Genomic DNA, 18,615 nt, shown 5'->3' with positions numbered 1-18,615 from the left:
ACAGATCAAGTATGTATAACAACTAGAGAATTGCACACATGTACATGCTATGTCACTTCAAGCTATAGAACTTATACACAGCAGATACAAGAACTGCTCTTTCTATATTTTTTTTATTTCTTTTGCTCACACCAAGACCTACACCAGGACGTACACTCTTTCCCTACCCGACGCTCTCCCGATCGGGCGATACGTGCCGATATCTTGCGCGAAACCGGTTTAACCGCCTCGGCTGGCATTGCGCCGATCAAATTCCTCGCCAAGATCGCCTCCGATTTAAATAAGCCCAACGGGCAATACGTCATTACACCGCAAGTGATGCCGGACTTTTTACTGACGTTACCGTTGAGCAAAATTCCTGGCGTAGGAAAAGTGGCGACAAAAAAACTGGAAGAGATGGGACTGCGCACCTGCGCCGATGTGCAGAGAGCCGATCTCGCCTTGCTGCTGAAGAGATTTGGTAAATTCGGCCGCGTGCTCTGGGAGCGCAGCAACGGCATTGATGAACGCGATGTGGTGGTGGAGCGCGAACGCAAATCGCTCGGTGTCGAACGCACATTGATGGAGGACATCCACAACTGGGAACAGTGTCTGGCAATCATTGATTACCTCTATGCTGAGCTGGATCGACGCCTGACAAATATCCGTCCCGACAAGCAAATCGCGCGTCAGGGCGTGAAGCTCAAATTTAATGATTTCCAGCAGACCACGCAGGAGCATGTCTGGCCGGTGTTGAACAAGGATGACATGATCGCAGTGGCGCGGCAGGCATGGGATGAAAGGCGTGCCGGGCGCGGCGTGCGGTTGGTGGGATTGCATGTGACGCTGGTGGATCCGCAATTGGAGCGGCAGCTAGTGTTGGGTTGGTAAAACCTTGAGTATGGCCTTGGCTATCATCCTGGCGGCTTGAAGCGCCGCCAGGATGCCCTATTCGGCCACTGAATTACTTCTTAGCGTTCTTCGCTTCCAGCGTGGCAAACCACGGCGCAACAAAATCGTTGTTCACACCCCAGCCTGGAATAATCTTGTTCAGGGTTGCTACGTTAATCGCCCCTTGCTGGCTATTCAGCAACTGCTGCGAAATGGAGGACGCTTTAAACTCGTAGCTTGCCGGAGTGGCTTCACCCGCGATTTTATTGGCCACTAAGCGCATATTGACCGCACCGATGGTTTTTGGATCGACCGCGACCGTCTGCACCCATGGGCTGTTCTTCTCATGCATCAACTGCAAGTCCTGGTTGGACACGTCAATACTGTAGATTTTGATTTCAGTACGACCATTCTCTTGTAGCGCTTTATAAGCACCCTGACTGAACGCATCCCACGACGCCCAAATCGCATCTATTTTACCTTTTGGATATTTTGCCAGGATCGCACCCACTTTGTTGGCGGTGTCGCCCTGTACATCGGTAGAAACTGCGCCAATGGATTCCAGCTGATGAATGCCTGGATTCTCTTTCAGCAGTTTCTCATACACCACCTGGCGACGTTCCTGCGGCGGGAAGCCTGCGACCCACAGTTTGATGATGTTGGCTTTACCATGGAAATCACTGATCAACTGACCCAGTGACGCCTGCGCCAGCGAGGCATCGTCTTGCGCAGTGACGGTCACGCCATTGACCGGCGTATTTACCGGGGTATCAAAGACGGACAGTTTGATACCTGCATCGACAATGTGTTGCACCAGAGCGGTGGAGTAGGGTTCTTTGCCGTGAGAGAGAATGATGCCATCGTATTTCTGGCTGATCGCCTGATTAACAAAGTCCTGGAAACGCGCATCATCGCCGTTACTCAGGAAAGTACTGACTTTAAAGCCCAGTTGACGACCTTGCTGAATGGCACCGGCAATAAACTGCGTGGTGTTATCGTCAGACCCCAGGTTACGGATGATGGCGATGCGCACCGGACCTTCGTGATTCGCAATCGCTGCGGGAACCGGGGTAACGGTATCGGCAAAGGCAGCGCTGGCGTTCAGCAGGCTTAAGGCCAGCAGCGAAAGGGTAATTTTTTTCATTAGAATCTCTTTCTCAGTAAACGCGCCTTAGCGGCGCTGAATGTAGGTAATCGCCAGGGCCAGAGCCAGCACCAGGCCTTTGATAATGTCCATGGCGTAATAAGGCACGGACAACATCACCAGCCCGTTCTGCAACACACCCAGAATCACCGCGCCCACCAGCGTACCGAGCGCGTTAGGTTTGCCGGAACCGGCCAGCGAGAAGCCGATCCATGCCGCGGCAACGGCATCCATCAAATATCCACCGCCGGCGTTCACCTGCGAGGAGCCAATACGCGATGCCAGCAGAATGCCGCCTAATCCGGCCAGCAGCGATGCGAGTACATAGGCCAAAACGCGGTAGCGCGTGGTGCGAATACCGGAAAGGCGTGCGGCTTCTGGATTGCCACCCAGCGCGTACATGCGACGGCCATGCTTGGTCAATGACAGCGCCAGTTGTGCCACAATCGTCACCACCAGCATGATGATCACAATGGTCGGCACCTGACCCAACAGACCGAACGCTGCGGGGATAGTGCCCTCCGCCATATCGCCGCTTGGCATCACCATATTCTCGGTAATCGAACCGCCGAAGCTGTAAGTCATCGCCACGCCCTGAATGACAAACAGGGTGGCCAGTGTAGCCAGCATGTCGGGAATGCGCAGGATGATGATAAGGAAGCTGTTGAGCAGTCCCACCAGGGTGCACAGCAGCAGCGTGATGATGATGGCTTCGGTGGTGCCAAAGCCGTGCCAGACAAACAGTGAAATCACCAGCGCATTGGCCAGTGAGGCGGTTGAGCCTACCGACAAATCGAAGCCGCCGATGGTCAGCGAAATCGACACACCAATCGCAATCACCGTGACGATGGCGATGGATCGCAGGATGTTGATGATGTTGGTGGGCTCGAGGAAGCTGTCCGATGCCAGGCCAAACCCGGCGATCAGGATCACCACGGTCAACAACATGCCCCATTTGTAGAGGAAATCGAATAGTTTATGACGCAGAGAAACCTGCGGGTTCAGGGATAGTTCTTTGCTGCTCACGCAGGGGTTCCTCCGGTGGAATAAAGCAATAGCATCTCTTCTGTGGCCTCACGACCTTCCATCTCTGCCACAATGCGCCCATCCCAGAGCACACAAATACGGTCACATAAGCCGACCAGTTCGGAAAACTCGCCCGAAGCGTAGATGATGCCTTTGCCTTCACGTGCCAGGCCGTCAATCAGGCTGAACAGATCGGTTTTGGCTTTGATATCGACACCTTTGGTTGGCTCATCAAAGATCAGCACGTCAGCGTTGTTGCGCAGCCATTTGCCAATTGCCACTTTTTGCTGGTTACCGCCTGACAGACGACGCAGAATCTGCGCCGGGCCGGTGGTACGCACGTTGAGGCGCTGAATCACCTCTTCAGCCCAGCGCCAGGCCTGACGATGACCGAACAGGCTCCAGCGGGAAAAACTGTTGTCCGCGCTGACGCTCAGGTTCATGCTCACCGGTTCATCGATGAAAATACCCTCTTTACGACGCTCTTCCGGCACCAGCGCCATACGGTTTTCCACCGAATCATGTGGAGAAAGCGGTCGCCACGGTTTGCCGTGCAGCTCGCCTTTTTCTACGCGGCTTTTGTTTGCACCAAACAGCGCCTTACACAGCTCGGTTTTCCCTGCACCCGCTAAGCCGGCAATGCCGAGGATTTCACCTTTGCGCAGATGCAGTGAAATGTCCGCCAGCAGCTGGTCATCGTGCAGACCTTCCACCGACAGCAGCAGCGGTTGTTCACTCTGTTCACGGCGAGGTGGATAGACATCGGTCAACTGGTGTCCCAGCATTTTCTCAACAATCTGCTCGCCACTCAGTGCCGCCATTGGGCAGCTCTCAATCAAACGGCCATCGCGCAGCACGGTTAAGCGATCGCAAATCGCTTTGAGTTCGTGAATGCGATGGGAGATAAACACCACGCCAATGCCGTTGCTTTGTAAACGACGCACCACGGTAAACAGACGCTCGCTTTCATGCTGATCCAGCGGCGCGGTCGGTTCATCCAGAATGAGAAAACGGCAGTGATGGGAGAGGGCGCGCGCCAGCAGGATTTGTTGTTTCTCCGCCAGCGAGCAGCGTTCCACCAGACGATTAACATCGATGTTCACTTCCAGCTGATTGAGCAGGGCACGCGCCTGGCGACGGATTTCACGCCAGCTATAGACATGGCCGGGTTCTGCCAGCTGATCGAGCAGGATGTTTTCTGCCACGCTGAGCTGCGGCACCAGCGCCACATCCACCTCCTGCTGCACCAAATGAATACCGAGTTTTTTGGCATCGCGCGGGGTGCGAATCGAGACCGGCTGGTCATCCAGCAGAATTTCACCGCTGTAATGATTATGCGCGCCGGATAGCACCGCCATCAGGGTGGATTTTCCTGCGCCATTGGCCCCGGTCAACGCATGCACTGATCCGCCCTCGGTCAGAAAATCGACCTGGGTCAGTGCGGCAAAACCGCCAAAAGCGATGGAGATATTACGCATCTCCAGGCGGTTAATCGCACTCATGGGGCAGGCCTTTCATTAAGAGAGTGGGTGGCATTTTTTCTGAACCCATAACGCTGGGCAACAAACGAAAGCGCATAAGCTAGCACGAAATCTTATTAGCCATCCAGACATCTGGGCGTAACGGCGTCTAAAACTAGAGAGGGAGTGTGGAGTGGTAGAATGCTGGGGTAATAAGCAGGATTTATAGTGAAATATGCTGCATGTTACTGTTGGTCTCAAAATGGGTTCCGGCAAATATTGCGACCTTATTAGCAAGAGAATCCTTAACCTCAGGATTGCAGGCATAAAAAAACCAGGCCTTAGCCTGGTTCCTTACAGCATCGCAAAGACTTACGCCTTCTCTGGCACCACGTTCAGCAGCGCAGTCAGCAGTTTCCAGTACAGACCGACGCTCTCAATGTGCACCTGCTCATCCGGTGAGTGTGGACCGGTAATGGTTGGCCCAATCGACACCATATCCATGTTCGGATACGGCTTCTTGAACAGACCACACTCCAGACCCGCGTGAATCACCTGAATGTTTGGCGTTTTGCCAAACAGGGCTTCATAGGTTTTACGCGTCAGCGCCATCACCGGTGAATCAGCATCAGGCTGCCAGCCAGGATAACCGCCTTTTGGTGCGGTTTTCGCGCCAGCCAATTGGCCCAGTGAAGTCAGGGTTTCCACCACCCAATCTTTGCCGGTGTCGATCAGTGAACGAATCAGGCAGATGATTTCGGCATTGTCCTGATCCATGGTCACCACGCCGACGTTCAGCGAGGTTTCCACCACGCCTTTGGCCACGTCAGAGTTGCGAATCACACCGTTCGGGGTGCTGTTCAGCAGGTTGATGAAGCGATCGCGGCTGTCGGTGGTCAGCGCCTGGCCCTGATGTGCCAGCGGCTCGGTGGTTAACGCAATGTTCTTCTCTTTAATGCCCAGCTCGTTCAGCAGCGTGGCCTGGAAATGAGCCGCAGCCGATTTGAGTGCATCCACTTTATGGCTGTCGATTGCCAGCGTGGCAAAAGCTTCGCGCGGAATCGCATTACGCAGCGTGCCGCCAGTGAACTCAATCAGACGCACATCCAGTTCCTGCGCGTAGACCGCAAAGAAACGCGCCAGCAGCTTGTTGGCGTTGCCCAGACCATGATGAATATCGGCACCGGAGTGGCCGCCTTTCAGGCCTTTCAGCGTTAGCTTCAGGGTTTCAAAGCCCGCAGGTACGGCTTCACGGTTTAATGGCAGGGTGGTGATGAAATCAATACCGCCCGCGCAACCCATGTAGATCTCACCCTCTTCTTCAGAGTCGGTGTTGATCAGGATATCGGCTTGCAGCCAGTTTGGCTGGAGACCAAAAGCGCCATCCATGCCCGATTCTTCGGTCATGGTCAGCAGCACTTCCAGTGGGCCGTGGGTCAGGCTGTTATCAGCCAGCACCGCTAGCGCAGAAGCCATGCCAATACCGTTGTCGGCACCCAGCGTGGTGCCACGCGCTTTAACCCACTCGCCATCAATATAAGGTTGAATCGGGTCTTTAGTGAAGTCGTGCACCGTATCGTTGTTCTTCTGCGGCACCATATCGAGGTGCGCCTGCAGCGCGACAGGGGTACGTTTTTCCATGCCCGCAGTGGCCGGTTTACGAATCAGGATATTGCCGACCTGATCGCGCTCAACCCAAAAGCCTTGCTCTTTGGCCCAGCTGACCACGTGTTCGGCCAGCGCTTCTTCATGGTAAGAAGGGTGCGGAATGGAGCAGATTTTAGCGAAAATATCCCACAGCGGTTGGGGGGAAAGTTGCGACAATTCAGACACAATGCATCTCCTGTGTCAGCGCGGCGGACATACCGCTCGCACGCCGGGTTCCAGTGAAAGATCGCCGTCAGCACATCTGACGTGATGTGGCTGAGAATATCACTGTTTTTCACCGGGTGCGTACTCAGGCGCGCTAAAATCCTGCATCCAATGCGACAGATGCTGGTTTTTAACGCGTCAGATCCTTATAATCTCGCGCAACCTTTTCCCCCTTGCCTATTTTTAAACCAACATTGTTGGTCGGGATTTCTTTTATGAGCGAAAAATACGTCGTCACCTGGGACATGTTGCAGATCCATGCCCGCAAACTGGCCCAGCGCCTGCTTCCTGTGGAACAGTGGAAAGGTATCATTGCGGTCAGCCGCGGTGGTCTGGTTCCGGCATCGCTGCTGGCGCGTGAATTGGGTATTCGCTATGTCGATACCGTCTGCATCTCAAGCTATGACCACGATCATCAGCGCGAAATGAAAGTGCTGAAGCGTGCGGAAGGCGACGGTGAAGGTTTCATCGTGATTGATGACCTGGTGGATACCGGTGGCACCGCGCAAGCGATCCGCGATATGTATCCAAAAGCGCGTTTCTGCACCATCTTCGCTAAGCCAGCTGGTCGTTCGCTGGTGGACGACTACATTGTCGATATTCCGCAGAACACCTGGATCGAACAGCCGTGGGACATGGGCGTGGTTTACATCCCGCCAATCGTCAAAAGCTGATTGATGCAACGCAAACAACGCCCGGTTATGCCGGGCGTTGTGCATTCTACGCCTCGCACCCAACATGTGGGTGCAGTACACTCTTAGGCATCTATGCGACTATCGCGGGAGAACGTCTAAGATGTCGGATAAAAACCTCAGCGAAGAGCTTTTTAAGCCCCGCTTTAAACACCCGGAAACCTCCTCTCTGGTGCATCGTCAGCACCATCATCCGGTTCAGGTGCACAACACCCTCGAAGGGGATACCCAACCTTGCTGGTATCGCATGCTCAACAAGCTGCTGTGGACGTGGCGCGGCCTGTCTCCGCAGGAGATCAGCGAAGTGCTGGCGCGCATCGCTATCAGTGAGTATGAGCACACTGATGACACCCAACTCGACACGGTGATTGGCTATCGCGGGGGTAACTGGAACTATGAGTGGTCGAAGCAGGCCGCCTTATGGCAACAGCGCGCGATGGAGAATGAAGATCACGAGGAAGCCGGGCATCAGTGGATGCGCGCATCTAATCTCTACAGTATTGCCGCCTATCCCTATATCAAAGGCGATGATCTGGCCGATCAGGCACAGGTGCTGGCAAACCGGGCATACGAAGAGGCCACGCAGCGTCTGCCTGGTGAGCTGAAAGCGCTGACCTTCCAGATCAGCGGTGGCAGCCCGGTCACCGGTTTCCTGCATATGCCTGCTGAGGCCAAAGCCCCATACCCAACGGTGCTGCTGTGCGGTGGCCTGGATTCGCTGCAGAGCGATCATTATCGCCTGTTCCACGATTATCTGGCGCCGCGTGGCATCGCCATGTTGACGCTGGATATGCCCTCTGTGGGCTTCAGCAGCAAATGGAAGCTGAACCAGGACACCAGCCAGCTTCACCAGCAGGTGCTGCGTGAGCTGAGCAATGTGCCGTGGATTGATCACACGCGCGTTGCACTGTTTGGCTATCGCTTTGGCGCCAATGTCGCCACCCGGCTGGCTTATCTGGAAGTGCCACGCCTGCGTGCGGTCGCGACATTGGGCGCGATGGTGCATAACGTGTTTGTCGATGAGCAACGCCAGCAACAACTGCCGGACATGTACATGGATATGCTGGCCAGTCGCCTGGGGATGCCTTCCGCGTCTGACAGCAACCTGCGCATTGAGCTCAATCGCTATTCACTGAAGGTGCAGGGTCTGTTGGGGCGTCGCACGCCGACGCCGATGCTGGCGGCATACTGGCCGGGCGATTTGTTCAGCCCAGAAGAAGAGGCTCAATTGATTGCCAACTCTTCCGCACAGGGCAAAGTATTGGCAATACCCGCCACGCCGGTGTTCTCCAGTTTTGAGAAAGCGTTAAATCAAATCTGTGACTGGTTAGCAAAACAATTGGGTGTATGACTGGCAAAAATTCGACGCTCTGCTACTACTTATATCCGGGATATTTTGCGTTGCGCGCGTGATTCGCGTAACGAGAAACAATTTTACGGTTATTTGAGGGAGAATTAGCATGACGTTACCGAGTGGTCATCCCCGTAGTCGCCTGCTGAAGCGCTTCACCGAATTGGGGCCGTACATCCGTGAAGGAAAATGTGAAGAGCAGCGTTTCTTCTTTGATTGCCTGGCGGCGTGTGTCAACGTTAAACCCGCACCCGAACTCCGTGAGTTTTGGGGCTGGTGGATGACGCTGGAAGCGCATGAAGACCATTTCACCTATGAATACCACTTTGGGTTGTTTGATAAAGACGGTGACTGGGGTGTGGCGACGATCAAAGGCAAAGAGAACAACGAGAAAGTGGAGAGTACGCTGCGTAATTTCCATGAGCGTCTGAAAGCGGTGTTGAAGGATCTTAAGTTGGATCTCAAACCTGCATCGGGTTTTAAAGAAGAGCCGGTGAAGCTCAGCGCTTAAGCACGCCATCGTCGGGTTCGGCTTTAAAGCCCGCTAAACAGACAAAAAGAAGAAAGAGCCGGTGATGAGCCGGCTCTTTTTTTATAGACACATTGAGGGTAAAGCTAACGACTTAGAACTGGTAAGTCAGACCAACAGCAACCACGTCGTCGGTGTTCAGGCCGAGTGGGTTGTTGTCATCCAGCTGGTTGATTTTGTAGTCAACCATGGCAGACATGTTTTTGTTGAAGTAGTAAGTCATTGCTACGTCAACATATTTAACGATATCCGCATCGCCGATACCTTCGATGTCTTTACCTTTGCTCTGTACATAGCCCAGGGATGGACGCAGGCCGAAGTCGAACTGGTACTGTGCAACCACTTCGAAGTTCTGTGCTTTGTTCGCCACACCACCCGTGATTGGGGTCATGTTACGGTTTTCAGAGTAGGTGGTCGCCAGGTAGATGCTGTTAGCATCGTATTTGATACCTGCAGCCCATGCTTCTGCTTTGTCGCCGCTGCCCAGACGACCAGTAGAGGACTGAGTATTGGTACGATCCGCAGAAGACAATGCACCCATCAGGCTGATGCCGGTATCAGCAATGGTGTAACCCAGTGACGCACCGTAACCGTCGCCATTCTGCTTAGAAGCATCTGAACGGCTGTTAGCGCTGGTCGCGTCGTTTTTGCCCTGATATTGCAGCGCGAAGCGCAGGCCATCAACCAGACCAAAGAAGTTATTATTGCGGTAGGTTGCCACGCCAGAGGTACGGCCCAGCAGGTAAGTATCGGTGTAATCGCTGTCACCGCCGAATTCTGGCAGAACGTCAGTCCAGCCCATTACGTCGTATACAACACCGTAGTTACGGCCATAGTCGATAGAACCATATTGACCAAACTTGATACCGGCAAAGCCCAGACGGGTTTTGTTACCACTGTTAGCATCGCTGCCTTCAGTGCGGTTACCCTGGAATTGATATTCCCACTGACCGTAACCGGTCATCAGGTCGTTGATCTGAGTCTGACCTTTGAAGCCCAGACGGATGTAAGTTTTGTCACCGTCTGAACCCGCGTTGTCACTGAAATAGTGCATGCCTTTAACGCGACCGTACAGATCCAGTTTGTTGCCGTCTTTGTTGTAAACTTCTGCGGCTTGGGCGGTGGAAGCCAGTGCCAGCGCTGATACGACTAATGCCAGTGTGCTCTTCTTCATTTGCTATCAATCCCAATGAGTAAAATTTGTTGTACCCTTGAAAGGGTTTGTAAAACAGGGGACTTTTTACCGACTGGTGATGAAAGTTTTATGACAGTTTTTCTGATTTCTTGTTAATCGCGAACTTTTGGTCTACGGCATTGTCAGGGGATTTTTGTGCTTTTCCCCTTGCTGTTATTGGCTTCCTCGCTCACTCCTGATAAAACGTCCCTTCGCAGAATTTTTTTCTTATATGGCAGGAAAAACATGAGTGGCAGTCAGACCCTTGTGGTCAAATTGGGTACCAGCGTCCTCACCGGCGGTTCGCGTCGGCTGAATCGTGCGCACATGGTGGAGTTGGTTCGTCAGTGTGCGCAACTGCATGCGGCGGGTCATCGTATCGTTATCGTCACTTCAGGCGCAATTGCCGCCGGACGCGAACACCTGGGTTACCCCGAACTGCCACCTACCATCGCCTCAAAGCAGCTGTTGGCTGCGGTGGGGCAGAGTCGTCTGATTCAGCTTTGGGAACAGCTGTTCTCCATCTACGGTATTCATATCGGTCAGATGCTGCTGACGCGTGCGGATATGGAAGATCGTGAACGCTTCCTCTACGCACGTGACATGCTGCGTGCGCTGCTCGATAACCACATCGTGCCGGTGATTAACGAGAACGATGCTGTTGCTACCGCTGAAATCAAAGTGGGCGATAACGACAACCTGTCTGCGCTGGCGGCGATGCTCGGCGGCGCGGATAAACTGCTGCTGCTGACCGATCAACAGGGCCTGTTCACCGCCGATCCTCGCACCAATCCGGAAGCGGAACTGATCAGCGATGTGCACCAGATTGATGATGCGTTGCGCACGCTGGCCGGAGGCAGTGTTTCCGGCCTCGGCACGGGTGGCATGGCGACCAAACTGCAGGCGGCCGATGTGGCCTGCCGCGCCGGTATCGACGTGATCATTGCGGCGGGCAGCCGCCCGGATGTGATCAGCGACGTGCTGTATGGCAAACCGGTGGGCACCCGTTTCCACGCACAGCAATCACCGCTGGAGAACCGCAAGCGCTGGATCTTCGGCGCACCGCCGGCTGGCGAAATTGTCATTGATGACGGTGCACTGGCTGCGGTATTAGAGCGCGGCAGCTCACTGCTGCCGAAAGGCGTGCGTGAAGTGCAGGGCAACTTCTCTCGTGGCGAAGTGATCCGCATTCGTAACCTGCAAGGGCGTGATATTGCCCACGGCGTGACGCGCTACAACAGCGACGCCATGCGCATGATTGCCGGTCATCACAGCCAGGAAATCAGCGACATCCTCGGTTACGAATATGGCCCGGTTGCGGTGCATCGTGACGACATGATCGTCAGTTAAGGAGCAGATGATGTTAGAAGAAATGGGAAAAGCGGCGCGTGCAGCGTCGTACAAGCTGGCAGAACTCTCCACTGAACAAAAAAATCAGGTGCTGCTGACGATTGCCGATCGCCTGGAAGCGGAAAGTGCCGACATTCTGGCGGCAAACGAGCAGGATCTGGCTGATGCGCGGCAGAATGGCATGAGCGCGGCATTGCTGGATCGCCTGACGCTCAATCCACAGCGGCTGAAAGGTATCGCTGACGATGTGCGTCAGGTGTGCCGTTTGGCCGATCCGGTCGGACAGTTGATCGATGGCGGCGTGCTGGACAGCGGTTTACGTATTGAACGTCGCCGCGTGCCATTGGGCGTGATTGGGGTGATTTATGAAGCGCGTCCTAACGTCACCGTGGATGTGGCTTCTCTGTGTCTGAAAACCGGCAATGCGGCGATTTTGCGCGGCGGTAAAGAGACCTATCGCACTAACGCGGCTACCGTTCGCGTAATCCAAAACGCGCTGAGCGAGCATGGCCTGCCAAAAGGTGCGGTGCAGGCGATTGAAAACCCGGATCGCGAGTTGGTTAACCAACTGCTGAAACTTGATCGCTACGTCGATATGTTGATTCCACGCGGCGGTGCAGGGTTGCACAAGCTGTGTCGTGAAAACTCGACGATTCCGGTGATCACCGGAGGTATCGGTGTGTGTCATCTCTATCTTGATGAAACCATGGAAATCGAACCCGCGCTGGAGGTGATTGTTAATGCGAAAAAACAGCGTCCAAGCGCCTGCAATTCACTCGAAACCTTGCTGATTCACCGCGATCAGGCTGAACGCTTTATTCCTGCATTTTTGCAGCGCATGGCGCAGGAAAACATCCCGCTGCACGGCGATGAAAATGTCCTGTCGCTGCTGCAAAACGGCCCGGCCAGCGTGGTGGCGGTGAAAACCGAACAGTATGACGATGAGTGGTTATCCAACGACCTTAACGTCAAGCTGGTGGCGGATCTCGACGATGCGGTTGCGCACATTCGCGAACACGGTACGCAGCATTCGGATGGCATCCTGACGCGCAGCATTGGCAACGCCAACCGCTTTGTGAATCAGGTCGATTCCTCCGCCGTTTATGTCAATGCCAGTACGCGTTTCACCGATGGCGGGCAGTTCGGTCTGGGTGCGGAAGTCGCGGTCAGTACGCAGAAGCTGCATGCGCGTGGCCCGATGGGTCTGGAAGCGCTGACGACCTACAAGTGGATTGGCTGGGGCGACGATACACTGCGCGGCTAATTTTTACTTCTGCAACACAATGGGCACCGTAAGGGTGCCCATTTTTTTTGCTTCCGATCCAATTATTTCCAGAGCTTTTTGATTTATTTCTGTCATCTATGGCGCCGACGCGCTTTTTCGCGCATTTTTTGTTTTAGGTGCTGGTATCAGCGTCACAGAACAATCCTGAAAACCCCTGTCAGAACAAGCTGTAGGGCATTCATTGCTGGTTTCCACCCCATCGAAGAGGATAATGATCATCCAGCTTCATTGATAAAAGCTGTTGGGTAGTAAACTGACGGTAATATAAAATGAACTGGTAGCAAAAAAGAAAATAACATTCAGTCTTTAACTGATGGCAGATTATTAACTGATGGTTAAAAAAGAGAGTAACAGACAAGCTTTTACTGCCAGGCTGATTGCCGCGTGTGATAGCGCGGGAATTGTCGGACATGGACGAAACAAACAGGTTGCACAGGCGCTGCAGAAAAGGGGATGCAGGATCTCAACACCGGGAGTCTGGAAATGGTTTAACGCTCAATCGATTCCGGATGACAGTAATCTACTGGCGCTCAGCCAGTTGCTGGACGTGCGCGTAGAGTGGCTGCAGTTTGGTATGGAGCAACCCGATGCCACGGTGATCCAGCATGCACTTATTGACCCGCAACATCGGTTCCGCGTCGAGAGTCTGGATATTGGGCAGCGAAGCGCCCAGGGCATTGCTGCGCGTGATGAACTGGTCGAAACCATTCAGGCTATCGAGTATGGGCTGGATGAGGCTCGCGTGCTGTTCAGCGGCCGTCCGGCAGAGAGCATCCGCCTCATCGCGCTAAACAATGATTCGATGGCCGGCACCTTTGCGCCACGTGATCAGCTGTTCGTGGACATCAGCGTGCATCGCTTTGACGGAGACGGGATTTACCTGTTTACGCTGGATGATCAACTTTATCTCAAACGTCTGCAGCTGCAACACAGAAAGGTCGCGGTCATCTCCGACAACAAGCGCTATGAGACCTGGTACTTAACGCTGGATGAGGCGGCCTCATTGCAGGTGGTGGCGCGCGTCATCATGAGCCAGGCGCGTGATTACCAGATTTTAGGTTGATCACAAAACGCGCTGAGCAGGTAAAAAAATATTCCGGCTGAAATCATAAATTTAACCGATGGTAAATAAAAAATTAACTGTTGGTGTTTGCCAATGCATTAGAACCTGTTAATAATTTGACCATGGAAGGACGACATCACTGCTCCCGGATGAGCCCGCTCTTAAACAATTGAGGCGCTGCACAAGCGCGATACCCACCACCCAAAGTCAGTGAATTTTGGGATGGGGTGGATGCGCATTATGCAGCGTCGTCAGCTCTCTTCTGACTTCACTCTCCTCTGCTTATCCCTGGCCGCGAACGCAGCCGGGCGGGTCGATGTCGAGTGTTTGCAGTGGAATCACGGACGCCTCGGCTTCAGCCGACACGCCGCGCCTGCCACCCCATCGCCAAAGACTCATTCACAGGAGGAGTTATGGCGATTATCCAGTATGGCAAGTCAGTCTTCACCGGGAACGCGCGCACCCGCCGTCATCGACGCCGCCAGTCACTTAGCCGCCTGAAGCGCAGTATCGACTGCGCCTTAGGCCTTGAGCCCGATAACCCAAGCCTGCGTAGCGCAGAGCGCATCTGCCAGCGCCAGACGCAATCGCGAGTCGACTGTGCGGTAATGGCCCCCACACCACGTCAGGCCGAAAGCGCCAGCTTCGACAACTGCTGTCTGCCCCACGTCCATTTGTACGCCGTGCGCTAAATCCTTGTCATATTTCCCAGCTTTAAGCGGAACGTTTCGTTGTTGCTCACTGTTTAGCCTCGCTTGAGCGTAGCGCGGATTACGCGTGGTCTCAGAAGGGCGGATAGATCAGTGAGATTTATGTTTTGGAGTCTTTGCGCAGTCATTTTTGCATCGTTGCGCCCGTCAAAGAGGAATCGCTATGAGCCAGATTATTGCCATTTTGAATTTTGAAGAGGGCTACCGCGAGGCACCCTACCTTGATACGCAAGGGTTTCCTACCGTGGCCGGCGGTATCCGCATCGGGCCTAAAGGAGCCTCACTCAGCAACTACATCTTCCAGGTACCGCGACGAGTCGGGGATGTGTGGAAGCAGTGCATTGTGGAGAACAAAGTGCTGGAGATGAACCAGCGTGCTCTGGTGCAGCAAGCGCTAAGCAAGTGCAGTGAGGCGCGCTGTGATGTGCTGATCAGCATGGCATATCAATTGGGCGTTGATGGGTTATCCCTGTTTCGCGGCATGCTGAGCGCCATCACCCAGGGGGACTTTAATGGCGCCGCCAATGCCATGCTCGACAGCTTGTGGGCACGGCAAACGCCCGGGCGCGCACGGCGTCACGCTGAGGTCATGCGCAGCGGCAGCTACGACATTTATCGGGGGCTGTTATGAACATGAGATGGATGGTGTTTGTCATCGCGGTGCTGGCAGCAGTGATTGTGCTGTTGTTGCTCCAGCGTTTTACCACGCTGGAGTTTGTGAAGCATGCGCGACTGTTGTTCAAAACCTGGTCAGTATGGCTGGCTTCATTGGGCTCGATGCTCAGCGCCTGGGCGCAATCCTTCCCCTCATCCGCGCTGGATGCCTGGAATGCATTGCCTCAGGACATCAAAGACATTCTTCCCCACAACTACCTCGGTTTGATTGGTGCCTTCATGGTGGCGATGGGGGTTCTGGCGCAGTTTGTCCGACAGAAAAACCTGATTGAACAGCGCAAGACGCTGGAGGAGAAACCATGACGCTTATTACTTCACTACTTGGCGGCAGCTGGCACTGGCTGGCTGCGCTGGCGGGCATTGTTGCGGCACTGGTGGCCAGCTACTTCGGTGGCAGAAAGATTGGCAAGGTGCAGCAACAAGCCAAATCAGAGGTGGACTTCGCGAACAAAGCGGCCGTGCAGGCTGTCTCGGTTAACCAGCAGCAACAACAGTTGCGCGAGGAGGCTAAACGTGTGGAAGCCAGCAATCTTAATCTTGATGACGCTGCTGCTCGCGACAAGCTGCAGCACTCGAAATACAACCAGCCCTGAATCCCCCGTCGTTATCGACTCTGCTTGCACGCTTTTCTCCCCGATTTACACCCACGGCAATGATGCCGAGCGTATGGATGTTCGCACCGTGCGCGCCATCAACAACCACAACGATCTCTGGGATCAGCACTGCGGCCGATTGGCGCAGTAACGCCGTTCCCACACTTGCATTGCAAACCTGAAAAGGCCGAGGAGGCTATGATGATCGAAGTTAATTCATTCGCAGAACTGCGCACCACCACGCCGACTAAAAATGGCGATCTGGCGTTTTTGCGCCGCTACAACGCGGACTCCACCTTCCATGGAGGCGGTGACTTCACCGGTTTTATTGGCACCACTACTGCGACAGATGATGGCGGTACCTTAGCCATCGGTAATGGCTTTTACTGGAAACGCGTGATTAACGATCCTTCTGACGTGAACGTCTATCACTTTGGTGCCAAAGGAGACGGTTATGCCAATGACACGGACGCGGTTAATCGCATGCTAACCTGGACGCAGAATTACAGCGGTAATATTAAGGACCTGCCGATTCGTTTTCCCGGCGGGAAGTTTCTGATCAGTCCAATTGATATCAGCGGCACCGATAACGCCTTCTTCGGTCTGCAGGGTGATGATGTTGAGCTGGGTTCGTTGCCGCGTACCACGATTATCTCGGATAAGAGTGCCAACCCGGTATTCAAGGTGAAGGCGCGCCGCACCTCAATTCGCGGCATTGCCTGGAATGGTCAGGCCTCGGCCGATATCACCACCAACAAAGGTACCATCACTGCCGATATGTGCAGCAATGTTCAGCCGTTCTTCGAAAATACCTGTATCGAAGGCACCACGGTAAACATTTACTGTTTCCGCGCACAGAATAACGGCGGCACGGTGATTAAAGTGCTGGATACGCTGGACACCAAATTTGACCAGATTTATACCCTCTACACCTATGCGCGCGTCTTCGATGTGGGCTGGTCAAATTCACCGAATGGGGTATGGGATCACTCTACCGCGATTGAGATTTGTAACTGTAACTTCCAGACGGGTTATGGTGACGCCACGTTGTATATGCCGCGCTGTACACAGGGGATTTTGCGCAATGTGTGGATCGAGCACACGCGCAATCCAGGAGACTTGTCGGATGGTGGCTGGACCATTGACACGCTCAATATTGAGGATTGCGGCAATCCTTTCAATCTCAATAATGCGCGCGTGGTGATGCGTCAAATCAACCTGCAATCTGGCGCGAAAGTGTCGAACGATCTGGTGGCCGGCAGATGGCTCTCCACCTTCGAATATGGTTATCGCCGCGACGAGAGTTACGGTAGTTTCCTGACCGGATCGCTACGTGCCGGCTATTATAGCGGCTATAAAATCACCAATAACACGTCAACTGACAACTGGTATCGCCTGGGGCAGCTGTTCTTCCCGAATGCGAACCAGCAGTGGGTGATGGAGTTTATTGGTAAAGCCGATGCCACCCAGCCCACCGGCACCGCCGGCACCCCGGTTAACGTGGCAAGTAGCGGCAAAACCTGGATCAATTTGCAACGGCTGGAAACGGTGTGGGCGGATGCCTTTCATATGGGGCAGCCCGCCATCCTGGATATGCGTTACGGCCGTGTCGGTACCACTTATGCCGTGGTGTGGGTGAAGCTGAAAGCGAACAGTGGCGACACCATGCTGAACCTGAAAACCACCGGCCCAACGCGTTTCGATTCAGGCTCATGTTCGCTGTTCCAGTCTGATCTGTCGGTTGTTACCGATACCACCAACATGGGCACACTGAAGCCAGCCGCACGCTTTGGCATGCACAATGGGCTGGCGGGGATTGGTGCTAATGAGAAGGGCGTGCTGACAGTAGCCACTGCCGCCGGCACGCCAACCAATAAAACCGCGCCAACCGGCTTTGTGCTGGTCAATATCAACGGTATTGACCGTAAACTGCCCTACTACGACTGAGACCCATCTATCTGGCGAGGCTGCGGCCTCGCTTTTTTTTTGACCAAAATACACGTTGAGCGTCTCAGGTGCGTTGTCTCTTCAATTCTGGTTCCTGGCACGCCAGCCGCATAGGATGGCGATTTTCTCAGATAGAATGTGTTAATTCTCTTTTTATTTACGTTAATGCGTACAAAAAAACGTTAATCTGGAGATGGTGTAGTTTTCAGTACGGCACCAGGCAATAAAACGGTTCAATATATCAGGTCCGTTCTTATCTCCAGATTCATTACAGTTTAATTTGCCCGGATAATTAGCAGGTTAACTTACAGAACAAGGTGTTAGCGAAAAATGGTCTTGTAAGTTCATTTCGATCTTATTATTCCTAACAGTATTTGACTGCCGCCTTAATCATTTTTCTGAAAACCGATTCATCCGCGCTAATCTTTCCCCTTCTGCGATATCCCATTTCCAGCTAAGTAAATTCCGTATTGGCCTCCAGGCCATTGACCTCATCGCGTTGTCTGGTGAGAATGCGATTAAAAGTTTGAATCAGATCGCAAAATTAGGGCCCTGAGCCCATTGCAACACGGCTGCGAGAGCCATGTTGAATTAACGCCACTTGCCATTATCGAACGGCGAAAGACGCATCGAGATAATAAAAAGGCAGGGCATACAGCAAAATCGTTAATGTCGTAACGTTCGTTGAGAAGGCCGTCTTTAGATGTGCCTTTTCAATCCCGGTCGGCATTTCTTGTGGTGCAAAAAAATTCAGTAGGCTGCACCCGTTTTAATCATATTGAATGGCATATTGATAATTGGCGTTTCTTATTGATGTCACGGTGATTGCACTAAGCGTCATCTTGCCTTCAATATGATATTTAATATAACCACA

Annotated in this window: 16 protein-coding genes; 11 read left to right on the top strand and 5 right to left on the bottom strand. The window is 53.6% G+C overall.

The window, feature by feature from the left end:
• Positions 1 to 943: 943 nt before the first annotated feature.
• The 4 genes from H7A81_RS05485 to pepD all read right to left on the bottom strand — a co-directional run bounded on the left by H7A81_RS05485 (position 944) and on the right by pepD (position 6,333).
• The gene (locus H7A81_RS05485; RefSeq protein WP_182056948.1) at positions 944 to 2,014 is read right to left on the bottom strand and encodes a sugar ABC transporter substrate-binding protein; all 1,071 of its coding nucleotides are present in this window, start codon (positions 2,012 to 2,014) and stop codon (positions 944 to 946) included.
• Positions 2,015 to 2,041: 27 nt separating this feature from the next.
• Positions 2,042 to 3,040, bottom strand: coding sequence for an ABC transporter permease (locus tag H7A81_RS05480; RefSeq protein WP_182056947.1), 999 nt, complete (start codon positions 3,038 to 3,040; stop codon positions 2,042 to 2,044).
• Positions 3,037 to 4,542, bottom strand: a complete 1,506-nt coding sequence (locus H7A81_RS05475; protein ID WP_182056946.1) for a sugar ABC transporter ATP-binding protein — start codon at positions 4,540 to 4,542, stop codon at positions 3,037 to 3,039. The genes H7A81_RS05480 and H7A81_RS05475 overlap by 4 nt, the downstream gene beginning before the upstream one ends.
• A 330-nt stretch (positions 4,543 to 4,872) precedes the next feature.
• Positions 4,873 to 6,333: a beta-Ala-His dipeptidase gene (gene pepD / locus H7A81_RS05470; RefSeq protein WP_182056945.1), complete on the bottom strand. Its 1,461-nt coding sequence runs from the start codon at positions 6,331 to 6,333 to the stop codon at positions 4,873 to 4,875.
• A 254-nt stretch (positions 6,334 to 6,587) separates the two neighbouring features.
• Between pepD and gpt the strand changes: the two genes are divergently transcribed.
• From gpt to crl, 3 genes are all read left to right on the top strand, one after another.
• Entirely contained in the window at positions 6,588 to 7,046 is a 459-nt protein-coding gene (gpt, locus tag H7A81_RS05465; protein WP_034825338.1) for a xanthine phosphoribosyltransferase, read from the top strand.
• A gap of 121 nt (positions 7,047 to 7,167) precedes the next feature.
• Complete coding sequence (gene frsA / locus H7A81_RS05460) at positions 7,168 to 8,415, top strand: esterase FrsA (RefSeq protein ID WP_160867973.1); 1,248 nt, start codon at positions 7,168 to 7,170, stop codon at positions 8,413 to 8,415.
• Positions 8,416 to 8,524: 109 nt separating this feature from the next.
• On the top strand, positions 8,525 to 8,926 hold the full coding sequence (crl, locus tag H7A81_RS05455; RefSeq protein WP_034825334.1) for a sigma factor-binding protein Crl: 402 nt from the start codon (positions 8,525 to 8,527) through the stop codon (positions 8,924 to 8,926).
• Between the two features lie 112 nt (positions 8,927 to 9,038).
• Here the strand turns inward: crl and ompC are convergent, their stop codons facing one another.
• Positions 9,039 to 10,118, bottom strand: a complete 1,080-nt coding sequence (gene ompC, locus H7A81_RS05450) for a porin OmpC (RefSeq protein ID WP_182056944.1) — start codon at positions 10,116 to 10,118, stop codon at positions 9,039 to 9,041.
• Between the two features lie 246 nt (positions 10,119 to 10,364).
• On the opposite strand from ompC, the gene proB reads away from it, so the two are divergent.
• The 8 genes from proB (at position 10,365) to H7A81_RS05410 (ending at position 17,741) form a co-directional block, all read left to right on the top strand.
• The gene (gene proB / locus H7A81_RS05445; protein WP_034825331.1) at positions 10,365 to 11,468 is read left to right on the top strand and encodes a glutamate 5-kinase; all 1,104 of its coding nucleotides are present in this window, start codon (positions 10,365 to 10,367) and stop codon (positions 11,466 to 11,468) included.
• A 10-nt stretch (positions 11,469 to 11,478) separates the two neighbouring features.
• Positions 11,479 to 12,732 (top strand): glutamate-5-semialdehyde dehydrogenase, encoded by a 1,254-nt coding sequence (proA, locus tag H7A81_RS05440; RefSeq protein WP_166933654.1) that lies wholly within the window; start codon positions 11,479 to 11,481, stop codon positions 12,730 to 12,732.
• A gap of 352 nt (positions 12,733 to 13,084) precedes the next feature.
• Positions 13,085 to 13,816, top strand: coding sequence for a helix-turn-helix transcriptional regulator (locus tag H7A81_RS05435; RefSeq protein ID WP_182056943.1), 732 nt, complete (start codon positions 13,085 to 13,087; stop codon positions 13,814 to 13,816).
• 413 nt (positions 13,817 to 14,229) lie between these two features.
• Positions 14,230 to 14,508, top strand: coding sequence for a hypothetical protein (locus tag H7A81_RS05430; RefSeq protein WP_034825325.1), 279 nt, complete (start codon positions 14,230 to 14,232; stop codon positions 14,506 to 14,508).
• Between the two features lie 181 nt (positions 14,509 to 14,689).
• Positions 14,690 to 15,157, top strand: coding sequence for a hypothetical protein (locus H7A81_RS05425; RefSeq protein WP_034825324.1), 468 nt, complete (start codon positions 14,690 to 14,692; stop codon positions 15,155 to 15,157).
• A gap of 2 nt (positions 15,158 to 15,159) precedes the next feature.
• A complete protein-coding gene (locus H7A81_RS05420) occupies positions 15,160 to 15,504 on the top strand; it encodes a hypothetical protein (RefSeq protein ID WP_176505737.1) in 345 nt (114 codons plus the stop codon).
• Positions 15,501 to 15,794, top strand: coding sequence for a hypothetical protein (locus H7A81_RS05415; RefSeq protein WP_166933658.1), 294 nt, complete (start codon positions 15,501 to 15,503; stop codon positions 15,792 to 15,794). Before H7A81_RS05420 ends, H7A81_RS05415 begins: the two co-directional genes overlap by 4 nt.
• Before the next feature lie 201 nt (positions 15,795 to 15,995).
• Positions 15,996 to 17,741 carry an amylovoran biosynthesis protein AmsF gene (locus H7A81_RS05410; protein ID WP_058961537.1) on the top strand — a complete coding sequence of 582 codons (1,746 nt, stop codon included), beginning with the start codon at positions 15,996 to 15,998 and terminating at the stop codon, positions 17,739 to 17,741.
• The last annotated feature ends 874 nt before the right edge of the window (positions 17,742 to 18,615 follow it).

The organism is Pantoea sp. ME81 (assembly GCF_903970985.1).
In the GTDB taxonomy this organism is placed as follows: Bacteria; Pseudomonadota; Gammaproteobacteria; order Enterobacterales; family Enterobacteriaceae; genus Pantoea; species Pantoea communis.
The sequence above is the reverse complement of the archived record's forward strand: the minus strand, read 5'-3'. Positions and strand labels throughout refer to the sequence as shown.